Raw genomic sequence first — 18,392 nt, 5'->3', positions numbered from 1 at the left:
CAACATGGAAACACTAACTATAAATGAAAGAACTTATAAAATTAAGTTTATCCCGTTTGAAGACAAATGTGGGCTGAAAGAAGATGGAACACATGACATAGCCTATAGTGGTCACAATATTGATATTCAGTTTAACGATGAAATATTTAATGGAAAAATATATGAAGAATTAAAATATAAAATCTCTTTTTTTCTAGTCCTTACCCTTTTTTGGAGAAGATATAGAAATGATAAAGAAATATTTTCAGGAAGAACATGGAGTTCAGGAATTTTATTTTCTTGACATAGACAGCGATGAGGGTTATGTAAAATTTTAATCGTGGTAATGAGGTAATTGTATGTGCTTATTAAAAGCTTTTGCGTCTAGTGGATTAAGTATGTTACATATCATACTGCCAGTAATAATACTAATGGCAGTTGAAATTGGATGTATTGTTGTTTTTTAGTCAATCTTTGAAAAACTACTCCCCAGCAAAATTTATAAATCCCTTTTAGTTTGTGTGGCATTAGCTACTTTTTACGTTTGGGTTGTGCCAATGAATTTAGGATATTCTGAGTTTTTTTGAGCGATGTTTTAATCGCTCTATTTTCGTTTAACCCTCAAATTATTCAGTACTATCTCTCCATCTACTTCAATTTCATAGCTTTCATTTGATGTTAGGTATTTAAAAAATCCCATCTTTTCATTAAAAATATTATCTAATTCTCTTTAATAGACATATTACCAATCACCTTCCAACATTAAATCATAAAATATTAGTGCATGAACAGCTTTCTTAGTACAAACGCCTATAATTTACGGGGTTACCAACATATTACGAAATGGAGGTGACAAATAATGAAAAAAATGGACCCACAAAATTTGATTTGTGATAGTTGTTGTGAAAATAACCGATTTTTTTTGCCCCGTATAAAAGCTGTTGACATATGTTCTATTCAACCTCCTCCAGTTGTTATCCCTGAAGGAACTATTATTCCAACGATAAACCGATATTTCTATATTGTTACAGAAGATATTGATTTAACAAACGGAGTAACCCTTCCAGCTAATTTATTTACAGATGATAATGGCAATTCAGTATCAGAATTCAAACTTTTTAAACCCAATGGTTATGTCAATCTTTACATTAATGCAGTGATGCAAGAGGGAGGTGCATATAAAGTAACCTCAGATTCGTTAACCCTTAATCCATTTAATACAACAATTTTTGCTGGAACTCCAATCATTATTGAATCATTGGGATTCCAACAAATGTGATTTAAAAATCTTCCGAATTATTCTTTTTCACTTGAAAGGAGGTGAAAAAAATGGCACTTTCCATTATTAATATTCATGTAAACGTTAATGGTACTTCCACAAGATTTTTTGATGTGTTAGCAGCAAATTTAACAGTTGCTGACGGTACTACAGTCCCTGCAACTGCCTTTCTAGATGATAGTGGGACTGCTGCGACTGCTTTTCCAGTAGTAACTCACGGCTACTATAATTTCTATATTAACGGTGTATTACAAGAAGGTGGATCGTATACAATTTCTGCAACAGAGTTAACCTTTAACGGTGTTACAGGCACAATTTCAGCCGGAACTCCATTAGTAGTAGAAGCTGTAGAATTAGTTACACAAACTTAATGACTAATAATTAACAACCAAATCATAAGTTTTAATAGTGTAAACTTTCTATCCTTTCTTCTATTTTGGTACTTTAGGGTCACTTTTATCCCAAGTGACCCTCCAATCCTATATAGATTTATAGAGAAAGCATTATATAATAATCCCTTCTCTAGTTCTTTACATTACCGCTTTATCCATTTTCTCCCAAGGAGATGGCCCTTTTTCTCGTCCTCTTCTCACATTTTTAAAGTGTTATAAATGTTTTTTAATCCCATTACATACATTAGTTTTGGGATAGCAACCTGTTGCATGGCATCGCCCCAAGTTGTTATTGCATTAGCTATCCCCTTTTCCCCTATGGTATACTAATGTTTTTATGCGCCATCAAAGGGCATAAACCAATTCTTAGCTGTAGCGTCTGCAAACGCTGCGGCTTTTTTGTTCATTAATCTACAAAGTCAAAACCACCGTATAGCTGTTCCCAAGCCCATTCGTTATAACTCTCAGCAACAGCCTCTTGGAGTTCTTCGCCTGTTAGATTTTTATCAATTCCTAATTTTTCAAGTATAAATGTCATTTTACTTAGCATCTTGTCCATTCATTCCGACTAAAAAAGGAACTTTCATTTTTTCCCCCTTTTGTTACCGAACATTTTGGTTTAAACACCCGAATTTTAAAATAGGATACAGAATAAGATATAGTACTGATTAATTTAGGGAGGTTAACATTTGAGTAAACGTAAAGATAATTTTAATATTAATGACCTTTTATCGAATGGCGAAAATGATGCCGCTAAGCTTGCTGTAATTGCTGGACTAATTACTACATTAGGTGACGGCCTATCTACTATAGCAGCAATGATGGCTTTAGAGGAAGCTCAATCCCAACAATCAAATACCAACAATAATAGCTACTCAAATAAAATAGATGAATTAGAAAAGCAAGTTCAATATTTAACAAAGGAACTAAATAAACTTAAATACTTAAGAAAATGAACCTCTTTCCCTAATACACAAAATTTATCAGACACAATCCTCTTATTTTTCATTAATGAGATTTTCTATTTTATATCAATTTCAAGTCAATTAATTAATATCCAAATTTTTCATTACAAAAATTGCTATATCGTTTATAATACATACTTGAATGAAAAAATACGATTCGGTTGGTAGTCCGGATGCATCATAATTTTGATGTCAATAACCTTCCCCTCCTTGGGATGTCCATCATTCGAGTTTAATTTTAAGGAGGGACCTACTATGAAACTAACCATTTGCTATGATGGACAATTTTATATAGGGCTAATAGAAAACATTTTCGAAAATAAATACAAAGCATACCGGTATATTTTTGGAAAAGAACCTAAAGATCAAGAAGTCTATGATTTTGTAAATACGAATTTGTCGGATTTTATCAAAAATAATGATAACCATAGCGGAATACCTATCCAACAAAATAAAGTTAAAAAAATCAACCCTAAAAGGCTTCAAAGAAAAGTAGCGAAAGAACTTAAAAAAACTAGTATTTCTACTAAAGCTGAAGAAGCGATTAAAGCTGAAATGGATCTTAGAAAAAAAGAAAAATCTGTTACCTGCAAACGACTAAAAGAAGAACGTAAAGAATATATTAGAAATATCAAAGTTCAAAAGTCTAAAAATAAACATAAAGGTAGGTAATTCATTCTTTTTACTGACAACATTAGTTGTCAGTTTTTTTATTATTTGATTACTGCACATTTTCTTTTTGACACGATTGTCATTCCCCTCTTTCTTAATCACATTACAATTTATGGTATAATCAAGAAAAAGGGGTTTTATTAGAATAATGCTTGTAATATTATTTTTTATATTTGTAATTTGGTTTTTGTTTAAACTCATTAACTTGCAAGAAGAACAAAACAACTTACGCGAGAAACAAAACTGCTTGCAGGAGGAACAAAACGAAATTCTAAGGAATATATACAACAATCTAGATAAGTAGTATGCATAGATGGGAAATCCCATCTTTTTTTACTGAACAAAATCTTTTGAATTCACTTACTCCACCTACGCAAACGACTAATCTGCTCAAGCTCTTTCGCAATGCTCCGTAGTTGCCTATAAGTCTTGCATCATCTGAATTTCTTGGTAGGATCATAAGCTTTTCGTTTTGGACACCCTTCACATTCGAGAAAAGCTATGTGGTCCTGTTGATTGATTAGCCATGCTCTACGCTGTTTAACTTCATTGCTACTGTTCATGCATTATACCTACAATGCATCCAAGTAATGCATCTCCATCCTTTGATTTTTAAATGGGAATTTTCACACCTAGTCTTCTGGACTACAAAGAAATTTCTGTCAATATAGAGATTAAAGTTTTTTATTAGCCAGACTCTAGCCAAGCGTTATTTGCTAACGCGGAACCTTTTATTTTCTTAGATGAAACACTTAGCCAACAACAACAGTAGCAAGAATTTTGTCATGAATTGTCTCATGTACTACTACTTACCGGAGATCCATTCTCCATGTCTCCCCTGTTTCGTGAATATCAAGAACGAAAAGCCAATAATTTTATGTATCATATGCCGACCTTCATGGTAAAGGATTTGCAACTATATGATTTTATCCTACAAACAGTAGAGTTGTTTAACGTTGAATATGAATTTTCATTGAAGCTTTTATTCACTTCTACATTTAAGCTTTTTTAATCATTCAGAAACTGTTCTCATTTAGCATTTAACCATAATAAAAATCCCGTATTTTTACCGTCTAATCACTCGTTCTTTATTGTATCGTCTAGCAAAATCATGCTCGTTCAAAAACTCTCGCACTTTAGCTTGTCTGTTTCTCAATAATCGCTTGTACTTCTTAATTGCATCTTCATCACCGATTTCCCCAGCGACATAGGTTTTCTGGGAAAATGTGAATTTCAAGTGATTTTGGGACTTATCGTGTAACGGTCAGTGGTTTGATTTATAGTCCTATAATAATAAGCAACAAAAAGTCCTGACTCAAACTTGAGTACCTGGTCTTAAGGATTTATCTTCAACTTTTATGTTTCTTTAAAAAACTATAGATAAGTATGCTTATCCCTAAAACAAAAAAGAGAGGAACAAATAGATTATCAAAAAACGTACTTATTTTTACATCTGGAATTTCTCCAGTCATTTCGCCTGCGAAAAAACCAGCTTTAACAATACTTGTTGAGAGCATTGTATATCCACGTTCTAATGTATAAATCAAACCAGACATAATTAAAAGTACAACTCCAATTATTTTCAAAAATTCCCACTTCCTTATCCTGTTTTGGTAATTTATTATAATTCGTCTATGAATAATTCCTTTAAAGGAAATCTTCTTATACCCGCTCATTTAAACTCTTTTGAATAGAATTTACATGAAGTAGTTTCTATCCTTCACGACCCCTTGCTTCATATTTCATATTTTTTCTTCCATATACCACTCCTTAATTTAGATCAATACGAAACTTTGAATTGACACATATACTGAAAATAAAAATAGCCCCATCAGTAACCAACCATAAACTTTTCTTTCTCTCTGAAATTCTTCAATACCTAGAGTTAACATGAATAAACCCAAGAAGAATACCATTAAAAAATTCAGATTATAATCACGTGATATTAGTCCATAAGCCGAGAGAGCGATTACTATGATTGCAAAAACAATTTGTAAAAGTTTCAGCATACTATTCCCCTCCTCTTTAAATGTCATTTTTATTTTGCATTCAATAAAAAAGATGCCATGGAAAGCATGTATGTCTTGCATGCAACAAGTTTATGGGTGCAGGTCGGTCTGTCCTAATATTTAGGGTTTAATATTTACCATGGGAGAACAAATGTAACACTCGGCAAATTTGTAACCTATTTACATCTAACTACAATTAGGCTTTTAGTTTAATAAAGGAAATATATTCATAATAGGTTCCTCATAAGGATGAATACCATTTATAACGTTCTTTACTTCTTCTATTTTTTGAATACGGACACCTGAGTTCCAACTTACATTCAGTTCCAAATGAAATTTCTCCAGCGAAAGGTACAGCTTTTTCAAGTGGCCTCCAATTTCCTTTTTTAACAGTGTAAGAAACGACATGGTCATAATTACAGACTGTTAAAACCCCTAAATTATTTAGCTCATTCTTTAATTGTTCAATATATTCTTCTGGCAATAAGACTTCAACCTTTATAATTTTTATATCTATTGGGCACCTCAATAATTTTTATATTTACCTAAATTATACATAATAATCACGGACAAATCTTTAAAAATTGAAATCTTATAACTCCTAAACCTATCACCAAAAGACCAGGTACTATCTAAATTGAGCGCCTGGGCTCTTGTGTATAGAGTTATCTAAAAACTATAAACAGGGTACACTCTCCCCCTACTGGAGAGTTTATTCTTTTTACATACTTAAATAAATGGAGGGAATTACGATGTATCATCCTAGATTAAAAGGAAATTCTTATGAGGCAGGAAAGCATTATGCTGAAATTCTTTATAAAAATGGTTTTAGGTTTCCGCAAGTAACGGGAGAGAAATTAATATTTGGAGAGTCGTGCAAACAAATTCTTACAGATTTTGATCCCCATATTGTGAAGGAAATACAAGGATTTGCTGAAGGTTGTCATTCTACTTTTCAAGAGGTAAGCTCATTTCTCTTAAGTATTGGCGTATTTGAATTGGCAGGTCAATGTAGTATTTTCTCCGCCTTTAACGGAAAAGAAATGTTTATTGGTCGAAATTATGATATGCTCTTTAATCTTAAAAATACTACAGAGTCCTCACTCGTTTGTTTTGATAATAAAAATAAATACCTTGGGCAATCCGATTGCTTTATTGGAAAGGTTGATGGTATAAACGAACACGGATTATTTGTAGGGATTTCATCCGTTCCTCATGATGGAATTAAACCAGGACTGAATTTTTATTTTGCAGTTAAATATATTTTAGAAAATTGTTGTACGGTAGATGAAGGAATAGACGTGTTGAAAAGATTCCCAAGTTCTGTGGCAAATAATTATTTGTTAGCAGATCCTCAAGGGAATATGGCTGTTGTAGAAGTTACTCCTAATAGTTATCAAGTACGCCTTCCTACTAATAATTACATTCATTGTACAAATCATCACGAAAGTACATCATTAACTGAAAGTTGGAATTGGAGCAAATCAAAAGAACGCTTTGAAACATTAGATACCCGTCTTAAACAGAACGTAAATAATATGGACCTAACCATTGCCCAATCAGTTATGTCGGAAACTAAAGGTCATGTTTGTTTAAATCTAAAAGAACAACAATTTGGTACTCTTTTCTCTGTTATAGCTAACCTAAATACATTAGATATACATAGAGCAGAAGGTCAACCAAACAGAGCAAAATATAAATCAGATCGACGATTAATAGATGCTGTTTTAAAAGATGTCTAATTAAGACCATCACTACAATGAATTCATGACTTCCATATTGTAAACTCCTTTTGCATAATAAAAGCCCTCCACAATTATCTGTAGAGGGCCTAATATTAAAGCATTTTATTTAATTCATTTATAAACTCTTGGTAAGTTTTAATATTCCCACTTAAGTGAGACTCTTTTTTAGTAAGCTCTACTACTTCATCCACAGCCATATCAATATTTGCCTTTACGATTTCAGTTTTTGAGCCAGGTGTAACACGTTGTTTTAATTCATTTAATAGCAAAACTCTTTCTTTGCCTTTATCCAAATCAGCTTGTACCTTCAATAATTCTTGTTCCCATTTATCAATAAATTCTTGGTACGCTCTAATTTCTGCAATGATGGTTTCTTGACTGCTTTTTACTTCTTGCATAGGAATCCTCTCCTTTCATCTACTCAATTCGACAAAAGGAGAGAATTACCTTTAACAAGTTTTTGACCATCTACAAAGTATTTAATTTCATAGTAAACGTAGCATAAGCAAGTGTTATTTTTATTGCCCCAAACAGGTTATTTCCTTAAAACGGAAGTAAATAGAGAGGTCCACTGCAATAAATTTTCTTTCGTTACCTTTTTTTGCCCTTTCAACATAGGTTTCCCTCCTGCATTGTGATATAATGATGTCGTGAACACCATCAAAGGGCATAACTAATTCGAAGCTGTAGCGTGTTAAGACGCTGCGGCTTTTTCTTAAAAAGGAATGAACCTATGAATCAATTAAACCAAAATATCAGCTACCCGCCAAGCTTGTAGGGAGTGCCGTTACATCCCTTGACCTCCATGCAAGCTTGGGTTTCTCAAGGGAGCTGATATTTATGAAAAATCGTTCAAAAGCTTATAATCGCCATCAGAGAGCGCGAATTATTCGAAAGAAATGGACCATTTTAAAAGACGTTATGTTAAGAGAAAGTGAAGACATGCCTGAACGCGGCAGATTGAGCAAAGGTAAAATTCATTGCTCCTGTAGAATGTGTCGATACGAGCAGTTTCACTCGATTCCAAAAGCTAAACATAAAGCAAAATTAAAAGCTATGGAACAGGAAATAGACGATTATGTCTATTTCCTTTTTTAAAAGAGCCCAGGCTCAAAATTAATTGAGTACCTGGGCATTGCTGTTAGCCACCACGCTGTTTAATGAGGATTTTTAGTCCTTCAAAATCGCCACCTGTCAAAGTTCCTTGGTCAAATTTATCTAACCACGACATATTAATTAGATTTTTATCTACAGATTCTTTAATATAATCACGAACTGCTGCTTTTGTAGTTACACTTGTAAATCGCATTATGTCATCATCCTTATCTGTTTGTTGTTGATCCAAACCATTTTTAATATCTAGTTTGAATTGTTCATCTGTGATTCCCATAGTTTGTAAATACGGAAATGGATCTCTGTGCGTTGTACCGCCTAAAGTATCTGTGACCCAACGATGCGACTTAATACCATTGCCACTACTATCAAGTACAATAGGTAAACCTGCCTCTTTCGCAAGTTCTCTTAGTAACCAAATATAAGCAGCGTAATCCTTTTTAAATTGTTCCTTGTCATTTGATCGAGCCAACTCTACTTGTGCATAGCTAAGCGGATTACCTTTAGGACCACAGCCATATTGCACACGATTAACTGGTGCGACTTGCACGATCCGTCCACCACCGCCTACCCAGTGAGAAGTAAAAGCATTTGCTTTATTTTTATTCATAAAAGCTATTTCATTTTCCAAAGCATTCGGTCCATTATTATTCGGATTGCCAGATTCATGAGCAATAACATATTTAACTGCAGTTAAAGCTAAGTTCGGCAATCCGGACATTAAGCGTTTTTCTATAATATAAGTCATTTTCTCATTTCTCCTCTCGTTGGATTATGCCTTTGAAAAAATCAATAAATGGATATTCACTTATCATCATTAGTCAATTTATAATGATTTAGAATCCAATAAACAATAGATAAAATGCGCTAATCCCTAGCGGTTCTAGCAACAGAACTCCTACAGGAATTGTATAAACAAATACAACTAACAACATTTTACGAAATATTCAGAAAAAACTTTATCTTTTTAATCCATTATACTGACATTTAAAAATTATCGCTAAAATATATCTATTAACTTTGAACTACCCGATTCTAAAAAACGTTGTAACCATTCAATCATTCACATAACTCATACTTCATTTTATTATTTGAAATATAAAATACCTCCACAATTATCTATGGAGGGCATAAAAAATAACGCTAGCTTATGCCGCGTTTACTTCTTTTCGTATGGTATAAAAAATGTATGAGCATTTGGCGTAACGTATAGAAAGGAATAGTCCCTTTCCATTTGCTCTTTGTCAAATACTATTAAAAACATACTTATTAATCTAAGCATGTGCAAATATAAAAAGCCCAGGCTCAAAATTTAATTGAGGTTCCGGGCTATCTATAGTGTTCTTCGCATTAAATTTCTATCGCTGATTTTCTATTGGTATGGTTACATACACTCACTGGCTTCGTAGCATGTCCATGGTCATCTGTACACCAAGACTGAGATTGGAAAGCAAGGAATATACCAACCCATCTGTTTTCCTCCTCAAAATGAATGAGGACACCACCATCTTGCCATATCCCGTCGTCTTTTCTAAAATCTCTACTATTTCCTTGATTCATATGAATATCATGAATGCCTCTGCCTGGAGAAAAGCCGAAATATTTATCTACTTTATCTTCATTTTTAAACTTTTCACCGTAAGCGTAAACAGTAGCTTTTTTAGTAATAGCCTCTTGCATATACTTATTCACTTTTTCATTTAAGTCATTATCTGGCCCATTTTCTGTTGCAGGGAGAGGAATCATTTTTGACGGATCAAATAAGCCACCTCGAATATAATCTAATGCAATTTCATAATTTTCACTAGTAACCTCTGTAAATCCTTCTTCGAAATTAGGGATAATGGTTATTTGACTCGAGTTAAAATCTTCACTCACAAAATACAAGACTTCTGATGGCTTTACTTTTGAGGCGACATTGATTGCAATCCTATAATTCTCCACGCTTTTATCCTTCTTTGTTGCCCGAACATGCACTTGGTAATGAGGGGTTTTGTCAAATGAATCCACAGGTCTCACGTCAACAACTTTACCTTTTAACACTCCATACTTGAATAAGGGCATAGAACTATAACCTCCAATTTAATAGATTTTTTCCATTCTTAGCTCACTTAGTATTTTGTCAAAATAAAAGATAGTGACTATATAGAAGAACCTAGTCTCTTCAGACATTTTTATGGTTTCGTTACTAATTCATTTGTTTTATTCAATCTATATCCCCTATTCTAGCATTCCTAAAAATGGAACTTCAATCATTTATTCTCACCAAATTTCGACGTCCACACCGCCACCTTGTTGAAGTTTCATTGTTCGTGAGATTATTGTCTGGTATGCATTGTTGAGGCAATGACTGATATTTTTACTGGTGAGAATATTCATTTCCAGTTTAGCTTTGCAAATCACTTAACAAGAACAAAATATATGCTAAAAAAATTGTTGATTTTTCCTGTTTTTTGTTTTACATTTACAATATCCATGTGCTGTTTAACAGGTAACTGTTAAGCAGCTTTTTTTTGACTACATGAAATATTATTGGAACTCCCATTTTATAATGATTAACCTACACTCTCCGCCATCCTCTGGATCCATCACTTATACCAATCATTAACATTCACTCATTCCATCACCTTTTACTGTTGTAGGCCATTAGTGACCCTATCCTCTTCCATGTCATCAACTTGCTAACTAACATGCTTCTTAAACTACGAATCCTGTCATATACCCATTCAATCGCTACTATAATCTTCTATGATCAATTATTTTCATGAAATCCACCATATAAAATCTCCATTCCATACCATCTTAGCCGCTACGTGTTCGGTATTTAGCGATATAGCATGTAGCTACACACTTTTTTTCAGTCTAGAGATATAAAACAGATGCACATTTTAGGCTTTCATCATTTAATAAATGGCTTTGAATTGTTGTGAATACAGTGGTTTGACGTTTAATTTGTAAAAGGAGCTGTTATGAATGTCTTCAAAAAAAGTATCTATCGGTCTTACACAATTTACAGATTTTACTTTCAAAGGCGTTACTGGTAAAACCTCAATGGTTAGACAAATAAAATACCAAGATGAATACAATCCTGCTTTCGATTACTGGAAACCTTTACGGGATGGAATCCGAAAATTTCACGAGAAAAAATTTAGTAACGATTACTTGCTTGATCTTGCTGAAAAGGCTTCTCAAACGAAACAAAAAAATTACTTAGAAGCAGTGAAAGCACATTTAAAATTTATTAAAAATAAAGAGATTGAATGGTTTGAACCAGGCAAATCCAATTGGTATAGCGAATATTTAACTGTTCGCTCATCACCAGAACTTGGATTAAAGATCGATGGTGTTCCACACTTAATCAAGTTATATTTCAAAGGGAAGGACGAACGAATCGATAAAAATAAATGCCGTTCATCTTTGACATTATTAAATCAATCTGACTTCACCATTGAGCATTCACCTGATATAAAACCGGCAATTTTAAACGTCCAAAAAGGACGATTAATTTCAGAAGAACCCTCTACTGAAGATCATCTAATTGCGCTCGAATCAGAAGCAGCACAATTTATGGTCATCTGGAACAAAATTTAATACGAGTATTAGGGATATCACAAAGAAGGTCACTCTTCAATGAGTGGCCATTCTGGAAAAACGCTATGTGTTTTTTATGTTACTATTTACATATGAGGTGATTAAAATGCCGTTTATAAGAAAGTACATATATATCTTTTGTTTTTTAATTATGTTTTTATTTATGACGATTTGGGAATATCTTAGAAATGGAAATTGGGCTATACTTGAAAATTTTTCCTTTTCCTTATTGTTTGTAATCATCTATGCTTTTGCAAATTGGGCATGGGATAGTAAAAAGTATGAAATGAAATAGCAAGGTGATCCGTTAATAAATCAATAGCTAAGCTTTTAACAATGTATCGCCCTAGTGAATAAATCCATTTTTTCATTACTGCGGTAGTAAGTAATTTCATGCCCCGCAAAATTAACACCCCTAAACTCCCTCTTCATTTGTTATAATTAAACTAAATTTACTGAAAATTCTTCGATGTTTTAACTACTATTATTTTAGATTTTTTACAGGGTTTTACTTAATGATGGTGGAATAAATCATCACGAAAGTGGAATCCATATTTTTTAAGTTGCATTTTTGGATATTAACTTTTATTTATTTGCGTGCCTATGCAAAACCTTCTAGAGAAAATAAAGAAAATAGTCTACTTCTTTTTCTTTACATTGCAAATTAATTGAATTACAATCGGGAAGTTTTAAAAAGCTGAATCCATCTAAGCAAATAGTTTACTGTACATTATCTTTCTCACATGATGTATGTTTAGATTCAAAAAAGTATTAAATATAAAGGATTTATCGGAGGAATTATCGTGATAATTAGGAGTGCAAAAGTTCAAGATTGTTATTTATTAAGCAATTTAGCTTATAAATCAAAAGCCTACTGGGGATATACAGAAGATTTTCTGCAACAATGTAAAGAGGATTTAACAGTAACAAAAGAGTACATAGAAGAAAATCCAGTTTTCGTCATGGAGAATGACAACAAGATCATTGCATTTTATAGCTTAATTATTAATGAAATGAAATTAGATACATTATTCATAGACCCTGATTATATTGGTAAAGGATTCGGGAAAATGATATGGGACCATTTACTAATTAAAGCAAAAGAGTTAGGATTAAGCGAGTTTACGCTTGATAGTGAACCTAATGCAGAAGGTTTTTATTTAAAAATGGGCGCAAAGAAAATAGGCTCAATCCCATCTACTGTGTTTCCTAACCGTCATCTTCCTCTCATGAAAGTAAAAGTGTTTTGAAAAAATAAAATGTATTTCGCGGCTTGAGTCCTAAGTTTAATGGGCTCAAGCCGTTTGCAATTGTTTAATCACTTTAAATCCCCTATTGAAATTACAAACTAAACAACGCATATACCTCCAAATTAAATCCATCTATAACTTATATTTGCATTAATTGTAAATATAAGTTAATATTACGTTATATGTTATATCGTCAAACGTAATAAACTTTTAAAAGGAGGAATTGTATGAAAAAGGATAGATTTTCAGAGCCTTCATTGTTTATTTTGATTAGTCTTGCAGAAAAAGATTGTCATGGCTATGCGATTATGGAGGATATTGAAACAAATTATAGTATTAGGCTAGGTGCTGGAACTTTATATGGAGCAATTGCACGTTTAGAAAAAGCAGGTTATATTCAAGTGCTTGAATCAGATGATCGCAAAAAACCTTATAGGCTAACAGATGCAGGTCGAGAATATTTAAGCAACCAAATTAAAGAAATCCAAGCAATAACTACACTTGGCGCAAAAAGGCTTGGCCTTATATGAAATCATTAATTTATCTGTATCCAAAAAGTTGGAGAAAACGATATGGCGATGAAATACTTGATCTATTAGAACAAAAAGATTGGACATTCTTTATGACGATCGATTTACTAAGAGGTATAGTTGATGCGTGGAAAATCGAAATAAATGAACGAGAAGTTTTTGGTATTCGAATGAGCAATGTTTTATTGCTTGTCGGTTTGATTAATATATTTATTATTCTACAATACAGATCATCACAGGAGGTAATTATAATCGAACAAATCACATTGATCATTGCGATAGTATCTTTTCTCTTAGCAGTATCCATTTTCATTGTACATCTTTTTAAAGAAGGCTTGCAAAAAGCTTTTTCAAATAGCACTAAATTATCGAAAATGAGTCTTGGATTTATGGGCATATATGGATTGAGCATAATAACATTTTTGGTACTAGCTAATTAAGCATCGTAAGAAAGCCCTTTAGTATAAACCCAATGTCAATTAATAAAGCGTATTCAACCATTCCGAATACGCTTCTAATTTTTCTAATGTAAAAATCGCCACAGTATTGAATTAACCTTCCCCATTTCAGCGTCCTTTGTAAATAATTAGAGTTACAATTTAAAAGCGGGACCCTTTCCTTTTGATTAATGAACAGCCTTATTTTTCATTAGCTTAACACTACCAAAAGCAATGACCAAAGCTATTAAAGATATAACAATTGGCGCAATTGAACTAGTATTTCCAAACATCACTTGCGATGGTAAAGCCGAAGCATCTACCCATTGGTTGCTGGGCGTATAAAACATTGTTAATAGCATCCCTGATAATACTTGCAATACTAAAAATGCTACCGCAAAAAGAAATGTAAATAATAGATATTTTTTCAAGTTGCCCCCTCCTTTCTTTATTAATACTACGGCTTGAGTTTAAATAAGTTTCACAAAATCCTATTACCGCCAAAGATAATTGAATAAGAAATTATTCTGTTCCGCATTTTTTCCTAGCTGCCTGTCTATAAAACATCATCCTTTTTTATGTTATAATTTACACATATTACATACTGAGGTGGTACTATGGACAACAACAAATTGATTTGTAAAGCTTGTGGTAATGATTCATTTTCTGAAGGTAAACTTGATGGCTATGCTGCTTTAAGACCAGTCGACAAATTTTTTTCTAGTGGTTCTGCACTTATTTTTACTCTGTGTCAAAAATGCGGCGAAGTAGCCTCAATTAAAGCTGAAAAACCCCATAAGTTCACTAGTTCCATATAGTTTTGTTCAGGGTCACTTGATAGTGACCCTTTCATGTGCTCCGCTTCATATACCATCGCGCGAAATAATCGTTAATGTAGAACTCTATGTTATTTCGGAATTAACAGCAGTGATTCTTACTTAAAACATGAACGCCTGCCTTCTGTAAGCATTTATGATTCCCCTCGAAAAAGTATTCCAAAGCAAATTGTAGTAAGATTTCTTCGCCTTATACTGTACTATCCTTCAAAAATGAAATAGCAAAGTCACGAAAACTGCTTACGACGAATGAACCTTTTCTCTTTTTATTCCATGCAATCCCTACGGTTTGAAAGCAATCAGGGTTTGAAATTTTTAATATCTTTACATTGTCCAAATACTGATCTAAAAATGAATATTTGAAAATAAAAGAGATGCCCTTTCCTTCGTTCACCAATTGTAAAATAATCGATAAATCCTCACCTTCAAAAGCAATATTTGGCGTAAATCCTGCTCTTTCAAATAATTGATTTTCAGTTGCACGGAAATTTTGCCTTGTTTCTGACAAAATAAACATTTCATCCTTTGTCTCTATTAATGAAACACATTCTTTAGCAGCTAACGGATGATTTCTAGGAACTACTAAAAAGACTTCTTCTGTAAATAACGGAACCCACTGTATTCTGTTATCTTTTATAGGATTGATGACAATCATTAAGTCAATTTCACCACAAATTAATTTTTGAAGTGCTAATTTATCTGGTAATAAATACTGTCGTATTTTAACATTCGGGCGCTTTTTATAAAAATCATAAAATAATTTTGGCAATAGTTTTGAATTCATTACATTAATCGCTACACTATCTTCTCTAATATTAGCCAGTTCTTGAATTTCCGTTTTCGCTTCTTGTATATCATTTAAAGCCTTTTCCGCCTTTTCATAAAATATTCGTCCATATTCATTCAAACGAATAGATTTCCCTTTTCGATCAAAAAGTGGTACTCCTATATCATCCTCTAAACGAGCTATCGTTTTACTTAATGAAGATTGTGAAACCTCTAATTCTAAAGCAGCTTGCGACATATGTTCCAAGCGCGCTACTACTATAAAATATTCTAATTGAGTTAATTGCATTATTACTCACCTTCTTATCCTTATTACTATAAAGGAATAAGCTCATTCATTCAAAAATATTGAATACACTTTTTATGGAAAGCTATACTACACATGTAAAGGACACTTACAAATATGGGGGAGGTAATAGTATGAATGGTAATGATTTTGAAGGTCGAGTTGTCTTAATTACTGGAGCAGCAACAGGTATTGGTCGTGCTACAGCACTAGCTTTTGCACGTCGTGGCGCGAAAGTTGCTATTGGTGATGTTGATGACCGTGCACTAGAAACTGTAGAACTAGTACAACAAGCAGGCGGAGAAGCAGTTTTCTTTAAAACGGATGTAACGAGCCCAGAGCAATTAAAATCACTTGTTGAAAAGACAGTAGAAAAATTTGGTGGATTACATCATGCATTCAACAATGCAGGTGTCTTAAATAACCCAACAAAATTCGTTGATATTGAAGTAGACACATTTGATAAAGTAATGGCAGTTGACGTTAAAGGTGTATTCTTTGCCGTGAAACATGAACTTGAATATATGATTGCCAATGGGGGTGGTACAATTGTAAACACAGCTTCAGTAGCTGGTATCATTGCCGATCCAAATATGGCACCATACGTAACAGCAAAACACGCAGTAACTGGTTTAACAAAAGCAGCTGCCATTGACCACGCTCAAGATGGAATCCGAGTTAACGCTGTGGCACCAGGTTTAACAGAAACGCCGATGACTCAAATGTGGAAAGATAATCCTGAAGTTTGGAGCGAAGTTGTATCTAACGTTCCGATGGGTAGAGCTGCAAAACCAGAAGAAATTGCTGAAGTAGTAGTATTCCTTTCTTCAGACGCTGCAAGCTTCTGTAACGGCTATGTTTACGCAGCTGATGGCGGACAAGTTGCTCACTAAAGCCAAATTTTCAATTTACATTCTAAAGTCGGAATATTTGAGATGAGGCTGGGAAATAACTAGTCAAAACCTAAAAAGCGTGAGAAATCAATTTTAGAAACGTTGATTTCTCGCGCTTTTCTGATGTGGAAATTTTTAATTTTTCCGTGAAAACATATTTATGTACCAGCCTCTAATTTATAAAATAGTTCGTATCAAGGTAAACGGATGTCAAAAACGCTAGTAATTTACAGACGTTGTTGAAAGCCTTACTATATTCCCCCACTTCATCAAGCATTAATGGTAATAGTCTTTTTTCTACTTCTTTCATTTGTAAATATTTTATTTCATCAAAATCATTCAGTAAATCTAATTTCCGTTTTATTATATATTTCTTTTACATTATAACTGTAACTTGTATTTCTCATAATTTCGTTCAAACTTGACCCGCTTTTTGTAATATAAGGAGCCAAAAATATTTTTAAAGACCAGGCTTGATATTATCGCTTAACCTTTAAACCTAGCAATTCAGCAAAGCCAATTGCTTGTTCAGTGGAAATTACACAGCCACTTAAATTTTTTATCGTTACATTTAATCGTTCAAATTTACACGTGCTAATATCCACATTATTTAGCGGCGTATCGCTAAAATCAACTTCATCAATATTACAATGTTCAAATTTCACTTTTTTAAATTGGCAGTCGTAAAAGCTGGTACTACGTAAAGATGACTGGTCGAAACAAATTTGTTTAAATCTTGCTAGGCCAAAGTTACATAAATTCATGATACACCCTTCAAAAGAAACGTTTCCTAAATGGGCCTCTGAAAAATCAACACCTAACAATTTGCAGTTTTTAAACGTAACTCGATGGATAATTCCTTCGTTAAATGTTGAGTTAGACAAGTCACAGTTTTCAAAGATTACATCCGTCATATCAATTTTATTGAAATTCGAGTGAATCAGAGATACTTTTTGAAACAGAACTTTAAATACAATTAAACGTTCAATACTATCATTCTCTCTACTTGTATTCGTAATCATTTGATGTGATAGATAAGGTTCTTCATCATAAAAAACGTCTTCGAAGGTTCCTTGAGGCAAATCATTTGGAATAAGCGGTCGTTCAATTTTAAATTTAGTCGTCATACTATTTGTCCTTTCTTACTTTTATTATGTTTCTTATTTTATCACCTCTCCAAGTCTTTACTATTGTATTAAATTATAAAGGAGTTTTGTTTCTTAACAAATAAGTTTTTCCCTGCTATGTATTTGAGTCAATACAAAATTACCACAACCAAAAGATTGTGGTAGAAAATTATATTCGTCTTCTTTATTTTTTATTACGTTTTTGGGAAGTGTTTACGTTTTGCTGTTTTTCATAATTTGCATTGTTCATTTGCTCTTTAGTTAGTTCATTTTCTTCACGCACATCTAAATCGTCAGGGCTTAAATCTGCTCCAAATTCTACTTGTTCTTCTTCACTTGTTTTGCGCTTTTTGTTTGTCAAAATTATCACCTCCGATATATAAATTATCCATCTTGTCGCGAATTATACTTGTGCGAATGAAAGCTAAATGTTACGCTATTTCTTCAGTAATAAGCAATTTTGGTATCATTTAGCAATGAAACATTGATAGTGCAGCTTAAA

Annotated in this window: 23 protein-coding genes and 1 pseudogene; 13 read left to right on the top strand and 11 right to left on the bottom strand. The window is 33.0% G+C overall.

What is annotated here, in order from left to right; all coding sequences use genetic code 11:
• Positions 1-4: 4 nt before the first annotated feature.
• The 3 genes from AC3WSO_RS11320 to AC3WSO_RS11310 all read left to right on the top strand — a co-directional run bounded on the left by AC3WSO_RS11320 (position 5) and on the right by AC3WSO_RS11310 (position 1,629).
• Complete coding sequence (locus tag AC3WSO_RS11320; RefSeq protein ID WP_492530823.1) at positions 5-283, top strand: hypothetical protein; 279 nt, start codon at positions 5-7, stop codon at positions 281-283.
• 555 nt (positions 284-838) lie between these two features.
• On the top strand, positions 839-1,258 hold the full coding sequence (locus tag AC3WSO_RS11315) for a DUF4183 domain-containing protein (protein WP_492530822.1): 420 nt from the start codon (positions 839-841) through the stop codon (positions 1,256-1,258).
• 50 nt (positions 1,259-1,308) lie between these two features.
• Positions 1,309-1,629, top strand: coding sequence for a DUF4183 domain-containing protein (locus AC3WSO_RS11310; protein WP_492530820.1), 321 nt, complete (start codon positions 1,309-1,311; stop codon positions 1,627-1,629).
• A 427-nt stretch (positions 1,630-2,056) separates the two neighbouring features.
• Here AC3WSO_RS11310 and AC3WSO_RS11305 read toward each other — a convergent pair whose 3' ends face one another.
• Complete coding sequence (locus tag AC3WSO_RS11305; RefSeq protein ID WP_492530818.1) at positions 2,057-2,188, bottom strand: hypothetical protein; 132 nt, start codon at positions 2,186-2,188, stop codon at positions 2,057-2,059.
• Between the two features lie 151 nt (positions 2,189-2,339).
• Between AC3WSO_RS11305 and AC3WSO_RS11300 the strand changes: the two genes are divergently transcribed.
• Together AC3WSO_RS11300 and AC3WSO_RS11295 are read left to right on the top strand one after the other, a co-directional pair.
• Complete coding sequence (locus AC3WSO_RS11300) at positions 2,340-2,606, top strand: hypothetical protein (RefSeq protein ID WP_492530817.1); 267 nt, start codon at positions 2,340-2,342, stop codon at positions 2,604-2,606.
• A 264-nt stretch (positions 2,607-2,870) separates the two neighbouring features.
• The gene (locus AC3WSO_RS11295) at positions 2,871-3,287 is read left to right on the top strand and encodes a YjdF family protein (protein WP_492530815.1); all 417 of its coding nucleotides are present in this window, start codon (positions 2,871-2,873) and stop codon (positions 3,285-3,287) included.
• Between the two features lie 1,349 nt (positions 3,288-4,636).
• On the opposite strand, the gene AC3WSO_RS11290 is transcribed toward AC3WSO_RS11295, so the two are convergent.
• The 3 genes and pseudogenes from AC3WSO_RS11290 to AC3WSO_RS11280 form a co-directional block, all read right to left on the bottom strand.
• Positions 4,637-4,873: a hypothetical protein gene (locus AC3WSO_RS11290; protein WP_492530814.1), complete on the bottom strand. Its 237-nt coding sequence runs from the start codon at positions 4,871-4,873 to the stop codon at positions 4,637-4,639.
• A 189-nt stretch (positions 4,874-5,062) separates the two neighbouring features.
• Positions 5,063-5,296: a DUF3953 domain-containing protein gene (locus AC3WSO_RS11285; RefSeq protein ID WP_492530812.1), complete on the bottom strand. Its 234-nt coding sequence runs from the start codon at positions 5,294-5,296 to the stop codon at positions 5,063-5,065.
• Between the two features lie 204 nt (positions 5,297-5,500).
• A pseudogene (locus tag AC3WSO_RS11280) lies at positions 5,501-5,813 on the bottom strand (cytochrome C biogenesis protein).
• Between the two features lie 235 nt (positions 5,814-6,048).
• On the opposite strand from AC3WSO_RS11280, the gene AC3WSO_RS11275 reads away from it, so the two are divergent.
• Complete coding sequence (locus AC3WSO_RS11275; protein ID WP_492530810.1) at positions 6,049-7,038, top strand: C45 family autoproteolytic acyltransferase/hydrolase; 990 nt, start codon at positions 6,049-6,051, stop codon at positions 7,036-7,038.
• A 95-nt stretch (positions 7,039-7,133) separates the two neighbouring features.
• On the opposite strand, the gene AC3WSO_RS11270 is transcribed toward AC3WSO_RS11275, so the two are convergent.
• Positions 7,134-7,439 carry a hypothetical protein gene (locus tag AC3WSO_RS11270; protein WP_492530809.1) on the bottom strand — a complete coding sequence of 102 codons (306 nt, stop codon included), beginning with the start codon at positions 7,437-7,439 and terminating at the stop codon, positions 7,134-7,136.
• A 442-nt stretch (positions 7,440-7,881) separates the two neighbouring features.
• Between AC3WSO_RS11270 and AC3WSO_RS11265 the strand changes: the two genes are divergently transcribed.
• Entirely contained in the window at positions 7,882-8,139 is a 258-nt protein-coding gene (locus AC3WSO_RS11265) for a hypothetical protein (RefSeq protein WP_492530807.1), read from the top strand.
• Between the two features lie 43 nt (positions 8,140-8,182).
• Here AC3WSO_RS11265 and AC3WSO_RS11260 read toward each other — a convergent pair whose 3' ends face one another.
• Together AC3WSO_RS11260 and AC3WSO_RS11255 are read right to left on the bottom strand one after the other, a co-directional pair.
• On the bottom strand, positions 8,183-8,902 hold the full coding sequence (locus AC3WSO_RS11260) for a peptidoglycan recognition protein family protein (protein ID WP_492530806.1): 720 nt from the start codon (positions 8,900-8,902) through the stop codon (positions 8,183-8,185).
• Between the two features lie 602 nt (positions 8,903-9,504).
• A complete protein-coding gene (locus AC3WSO_RS11255; RefSeq protein ID WP_492530804.1) occupies positions 9,505-10,218 on the bottom strand; it encodes a DUF2278 family protein in 714 nt (237 codons plus the stop codon).
• A 909-nt stretch (positions 10,219-11,127) separates the two neighbouring features.
• Here AC3WSO_RS11255 and AC3WSO_RS11250 point away from each other — a divergent pair.
• The 4 genes from AC3WSO_RS11250 (at position 11,128) to AC3WSO_RS11235 (ending at position 13,965) form a co-directional block, all read left to right on the top strand.
• Positions 11,128-11,745, top strand: coding sequence for a hypothetical protein (locus AC3WSO_RS11250; RefSeq protein ID WP_492530802.1), 618 nt, complete (start codon positions 11,128-11,130; stop codon positions 11,743-11,745).
• An 803-nt stretch (positions 11,746-12,548) separates the two neighbouring features.
• The gene (locus AC3WSO_RS11245; protein ID WP_492530800.1) at positions 12,549-12,995 is read left to right on the top strand and encodes a GNAT family N-acetyltransferase; all 447 of its coding nucleotides are present in this window, start codon (positions 12,549-12,551) and stop codon (positions 12,993-12,995) included.
• Positions 12,996-13,222: 227 nt separating this feature from the next.
• The gene (locus AC3WSO_RS11240; RefSeq protein ID WP_492530798.1) at positions 13,223-13,525 is read left to right on the top strand and encodes a PadR family transcriptional regulator; all 303 of its coding nucleotides are present in this window, start codon (positions 13,223-13,225) and stop codon (positions 13,523-13,525) included.
• The gene (locus tag AC3WSO_RS11235; RefSeq protein ID WP_492530796.1) at positions 13,522-13,965 is read left to right on the top strand and encodes a hypothetical protein; all 444 of its coding nucleotides are present in this window, start codon (positions 13,522-13,524) and stop codon (positions 13,963-13,965) included. Before AC3WSO_RS11240 ends, AC3WSO_RS11235 begins: the two co-directional genes overlap by 4 nt.
• A 185-nt stretch (positions 13,966-14,150) precedes the next feature.
• Here the strand turns inward: AC3WSO_RS11235 and AC3WSO_RS11230 are convergent, their stop codons facing one another.
• Positions 14,151-14,393, bottom strand: coding sequence for a hypothetical protein (locus tag AC3WSO_RS11230; RefSeq protein WP_492530794.1), 243 nt, complete (start codon positions 14,391-14,393; stop codon positions 14,151-14,153).
• A 186-nt stretch (positions 14,394-14,579) separates the two neighbouring features.
• Here AC3WSO_RS11230 and AC3WSO_RS11225 point away from each other — a divergent pair, with 186 nt between their 5' ends.
• On the top strand, positions 14,580-14,780 hold the full coding sequence (locus AC3WSO_RS11225; protein ID WP_492530792.1) for a hypothetical protein: 201 nt from the start codon (positions 14,580-14,582) through the stop codon (positions 14,778-14,780).
• A gap of 208 nt (positions 14,781-14,988) precedes the next feature.
• On the opposite strand, the gene AC3WSO_RS11220 is transcribed toward AC3WSO_RS11225, so the two are convergent.
• The gene (locus AC3WSO_RS11220; RefSeq protein ID WP_492530791.1) at positions 14,989-15,873 is read right to left on the bottom strand and encodes a LysR family transcriptional regulator; all 885 of its coding nucleotides are present in this window, start codon (positions 15,871-15,873) and stop codon (positions 14,989-14,991) included.
• Between the two features lie 131 nt (positions 15,874-16,004).
• Between AC3WSO_RS11220 and AC3WSO_RS11215 the strand changes: the two genes are divergently transcribed.
• Positions 16,005-16,763, top strand: a complete 759-nt coding sequence (locus AC3WSO_RS11215) for an SDR family NAD(P)-dependent oxidoreductase (protein WP_492530789.1) — start codon at positions 16,005-16,007, stop codon at positions 16,761-16,763.
• Positions 16,764-17,242: 479 nt separating this feature from the next.
• Here AC3WSO_RS11215 and AC3WSO_RS11210 read toward each other — a convergent pair whose 3' ends face one another.
• A complete protein-coding gene (locus AC3WSO_RS11210; RefSeq protein WP_492530787.1) occupies positions 17,243-17,890 on the bottom strand; it encodes a pentapeptide repeat-containing protein in 648 nt (215 codons plus the stop codon).
• A 184-nt stretch (positions 17,891-18,074) separates the two neighbouring features.
• Positions 18,075-18,260, bottom strand: coding sequence for a hypothetical protein (locus AC3WSO_RS11205; protein WP_492530785.1), 186 nt, complete (start codon positions 18,258-18,260; stop codon positions 18,075-18,077).
• Between the last annotated feature and the right edge of the window lie 132 nt (positions 18,261-18,392).

This window comes from Lysinibacillus sp. EB106-09-02-XG168 (assembly GCF_058791475.1).
Note: the sequence above shows the minus strand (reverse complement) of the source record. Positions and strands in the feature narration are given on the sequence as shown.

Coding starts and splice junctions, on each gene's coding strand:
- AC3WSO_RS11320 (WP_492530823.1), top strand. CDS start 5: ATGGAAACACTAACTATAAATGAAAGAACTTATAAAATTAAGTTTATC.
- AC3WSO_RS11315 (WP_492530822.1), top strand. CDS start 839: ATGAAAAAAATGGACCCACAAAATTTGATTTGTGATAGTTGTTGTGAA.
- AC3WSO_RS11310 (WP_492530820.1), top strand. CDS start 1,309: ATGGCACTTTCCATTATTAATATTCATGTAAACGTTAATGGTACTTCC.
- AC3WSO_RS11305 (WP_492530818.1), bottom strand. CDS start 2,188: ATGACATTTATACTTGAAAAATTAGGAATTGATAAAAATCTAACAGGC.
- AC3WSO_RS11295 (WP_492530815.1), top strand. CDS start 2,871: ATGAAACTAACCATTTGCTATGATGGACAATTTTATATAGGGCTAATA.
- AC3WSO_RS11285 (WP_492530812.1), bottom strand. CDS start 5,296: ATGCTGAAACTTTTACAAATTGTTTTTGCAATCATAGTAATCGCTCTC.
- AC3WSO_RS11275 (WP_492530810.1), top strand. CDS start 6,049: ATGTATCATCCTAGATTAAAAGGAAATTCTTATGAGGCAGGAAAGCAT.
- AC3WSO_RS11270 (WP_492530809.1), bottom strand. CDS start 7,439: ATGCAAGAAGTAAAAAGCAGTCAAGAAACCATCATTGCAGAAATTAGA.
- AC3WSO_RS11265 (WP_492530807.1), top strand. CDS start 7,882: ATGAAAAATCGTTCAAAAGCTTATAATCGCCATCAGAGAGCGCGAATT.
- AC3WSO_RS11260 (WP_492530806.1), bottom strand. CDS start 8,902: ATGACTTATATTATAGAAAAACGCTTAATGTCCGGATTGCCGAACTTA.
- AC3WSO_RS11255 (WP_492530804.1), bottom strand. CDS start 10,218: ATGCCCTTATTCAAGTATGGAGTGTTAAAAGGTAAAGTTGTTGACGTG.
- AC3WSO_RS11250 (WP_492530802.1), top strand. CDS start 11,128: ATGTCTTCAAAAAAAGTATCTATCGGTCTTACACAATTTACAGATTTT.
- AC3WSO_RS11240 (WP_492530798.1), top strand. CDS start 13,223: ATGAAAAAGGATAGATTTTCAGAGCCTTCATTGTTTATTTTGATTAGT.
- AC3WSO_RS11235 (WP_492530796.1), top strand. CDS start 13,522: ATGAAATCATTAATTTATCTGTATCCAAAAAGTTGGAGAAAACGATAT.
- AC3WSO_RS11225 (WP_492530792.1), top strand. CDS start 14,580: ATGGACAACAACAAATTGATTTGTAAAGCTTGTGGTAATGATTCATTT.
- AC3WSO_RS11220 (WP_492530791.1), bottom strand. CDS start 15,873: ATGCAATTAACTCAATTAGAATATTTTATAGTAGTAGCGCGCTTGGAA.
- AC3WSO_RS11215 (WP_492530789.1), top strand. CDS start 16,005: ATGAATGGTAATGATTTTGAAGGTCGAGTTGTCTTAATTACTGGAGCA.
- AC3WSO_RS11210 (WP_492530787.1), bottom strand. CDS start 17,890: ATGACGACTAAATTTAAAATTGAACGACCGCTTATTCCAAATGATTTG.